2 protein-coding genes are annotated in these 2,450 nt (G+C 39.5%); one reads left to right on the forward strand and one right to left on the reverse strand.

Features of this window, described 5'->3' with window-relative positions:
- A partial coding sequence (locus tag IBX40_12680; GenBank protein ID MBE0525165.1) for an ATP-binding protein occupies positions 1–929 on the reverse strand: 929 nt, incomplete at its 3' end.
- Positions 930–1,139: 210 nt separating this feature from the next.
- Here IBX40_12680 and IBX40_12685 point away from each other — a divergent pair.
- Positions 1,140–2,450, forward strand: a 1,311-nt coding sequence (locus tag IBX40_12685) for an IS701 family transposase (protein MBE0525166.1), incomplete at its 3' end; no start/stop codon positions are given.

The raw sequence follows: 2,450 nt of genomic DNA on the forward strand, positions 1-2,450 counted from the left end.
TTTAGGTCAATACCATAATTTTCCGGGTCATAATGTCTCTGTACTCCAAGCCATCCACTTAGATTCCTTTCTTTTTCAATAACTCCAGAGTCATCACCACATTCAGGGCATTTTATCGCTTTTATCCCCTCATACACTGGAACTTCGTCAATCCATTGCCAACAGTTTATGCAGTAATATTCCTTTCCAAAATTCTTATTTATTTCTATATATGCGGGTATCTTTTCTCCACCTCTTTCGACAGACCTATCCTTCCCCCAAATACAATGTCCCCTGCTTTCTAGTTTGTCATCGTTAATAATAATTTTAATTTTTCCTTTTTGGAGAACAGGAGAATAAATTCTTGACAAATTTTTTTTATTAAGTGATTGCTTCCTAATAGTCCTGACCCTATCACCCAAATTCTTTATTATGACCTGCGTACCATGAATATCACTATTAGATTTTTCGATGCTGTAAAGTGGCCTAACATAATTCCCACTTTTTTCCATTTCCTTAAAGTCAATGACCACGGAAGTCCAATAATTATCACCTTTTCTGGTGGTCATGACTTGAGTTGTCTTTCCAAGGCGAGCAGTAGCAATATTGAATCCCATTCCAAACAAGCCTAGGCGTGACAAGGGATCATTGCTGGAATAACCAGCTTTCAAACAATTTTGAAGTTGTTCCTTAGACATCCCTGGACCATCATCCCATACTTTTACAAATACATCAGGATCACTGTCAAATTCATTCGTTGAAGGCGTAACAATTCCAATAGTACCCCCCTCACTACTTCCCATTAATGAGTCTATTGAGTTATCAATGAGTTCAGCTAGACATTGCCAATTTTCGAACTCAATGTTTCCCAGCATTCGTAATACGCGCGGTGAAGGAACCAAGTCCACACTGCCGATTTGATTCTCACACTTAATCTCATCCTTTAACAAAAACACATCTCCTTATAGTTTGATTTAAAGTAAAACTTAGTATAAATACATTGCCGATTTTTTAATAATGAAGTTATGATTAACTTGACTTTGTTAGATTAGTCCCTCAGCATATAAGTATTCGCTGATTTTCAAAGTTCGGAAATATTTATATAAATCAGACTTCTATAATATTCTCTTTGGAGGGTTGATCATGAATTTTTTTCAAATTTGCAAGTTGGAGACCTAAAAGCATCGACCAATAAGCTAAAGCAGTTCCATAATAAATATGTCTTATGTTTTATAACAAAGACACGCAGCTTAGAGAAACAATCACTGCAGTACCTTCAGGGAATATTTCTAGAGAAAGGGAGAGGCAATATGGTAAATTATGCCAGGAATGTACCCGATACCAACAATCAAGCACTTCAGAATTTCATCTCGGATTCGCCCTGGAATGAAAGGCCTGTGATCAATCAAATTCAGAAAGATGTAACAGAGCTAATCGGCGATAAAAACAACGGTTCAATCCACATTGATGAGTCAGGTTTCAAAAAATCCGGTAAGAATTCTGTCGGAGTAAAACGGCAATATTGCGGTCGTCTATGGAAAGTGGAAAACTGTCAAGTTGGAGTTTATCTTGGATACGCAAATGGAAATCATCGAACCCTTATCGATGAACAGTTATATCTTCCTGAAGACTGGGTAAATGATCCTGTTCGCCGCCAGCAATGTGGTGTACCTGACGATGTTACATTCAAAACCAAAGCCGAACTTGGTCTGGAGATGATGTTGAACGCCAAAGAAGGTGGAATGCCTTTTGCATGGGTTGGAATGGACTGTTTTTATGGGGAACAGCCGTGGCTGCGTAGTGCAATCGATAGCAATAGAATGATTTACATTGCTGATGTTCCCTGTGATACGCAAGTATGGTTGAATCTGCCAAAAACAGAAATCCCAGAGAAAAAAGGAACACGTGGACGCAATCCGACAATAGAGAAATTAGCCCTGGGAGAACCAAAGCCAGTGCAAGTACAGAAACTGGCTAAGCATCCAGACGTCAAATATAGTCGTGTTTTTCTCAGAGATACTGAAAGAAAGGAATTCTGGTCTCGGTTGGCATGTCTGCGTGTGTATCCTGTCGAAGATAAACTACCTGGAAAAGAAATCTGGCTGATAATACGCAAAGATGAGAATGACAATAAAACGAAATATCAGTTTTCAAATGCACCTGTCGATACAAGCATTGAACGGCTGGGTCAGATGTCGTGTAGTCGATACTGGATGGAACGGGCATTGCAGGATGCAAAAGGTACTGCCAAAATGGCGGATTATCAGGTGAGAGGCTGGACTGGCTGGCACCATCACATGGTAATGACGGTACTTGCTATGCTGTTTATTTTGGGACTACAGGTCGAATTTGGTCAAAAAGCTCCAATGACGTCGGTTCAAGATGTTAAGGAAATCCTTGAAGTCATAATGCCGAGAAAAGAGATCACAGAAGCAGAAATCCTGGCGATCATCCTGCAAAAACATAGAGCA

The sequence above is a fragment of the Methanosarcinales archaeon genome (assembly GCA_014859725.1).
Classification (GTDB): Archaea; Halobacteriota; Methanosarcinia; order Methanosarcinales; family Methanocomedenaceae; genus Kmv04.